We start from the raw sequence: 700 nt of genomic DNA, 5'->3' as shown, positions 1-700 counted from the left end.
CGCTTAACCTAACCAGTCGTAGCGGCCGAGCGGCGGTGAAGAGCCACATGGATTCCATGGGTTATAAAGAAGATGAGTACAACCTAGACGCACTGTACGCCGATTTCTTGAAACTGGCCGACCGTAAAGGCCAAGTGTTTGATTACGATTTGGAAGCACTAATGCACTTCTCCAACTTGCGTGAAGAAGATGACTTCTACAAGTTGAATTACCTAAGCTTGCAATCGGGCAGCGTGATGGCAACCACCAGCATCAAGATGCAATGTGGTGATGCGGAAATGTGTGAAGCGGCGGTCGGTAATGGGCCTGTTGATGCGCTATACCAATGTATCTACCGCGTGACAGGTTACGAGATCGTACTAGATAAATTCGATCTAACCGCAAAAGGTGAAGGTGAGGATGGTCTAGGTCAAGCAGACATCATTGCCAACTACAAAGGTAGAAAATACCACGGTACGGGCGTTTCAACCGATATCGTAGAAGCTTCTGGTCAAGCACTATTGCATGTTATCAACAGCATCCATCGCGCAGACACCATTGCCGAGATGAAGCAGAAAAAGATTGCTACGGTATAGTCATACTGAGCTTTATCGCTCAAGGACAAATAACACGATTTCAAATAATTAAGCTCAAAAATTAGAAGATTAAAGGAATAACATGACAGACAAATCATACAAAATTGCCGTACTTCCTGGTGACG

At 45.1% G+C, this 700-nt stretch carries 1 protein-coding gene; it reads left to right on the top strand.

Annotated features, from left to right (window positions below):
- On the top strand, positions 1-575 hold a 575-nt coding region (locus R7R24_RS26965), incomplete at its 5' end, for an alpha-isopropylmalate synthase regulatory domain-containing protein (protein WP_318120159.1).
- Positions 576-700: the final 125 nt, after the last annotated feature.

It is taken from the genome of Vibrio sp. 704 (assembly GCF_033339295.1).
This window is presented reverse-complemented; position numbering and strand designations above follow the sequence as displayed.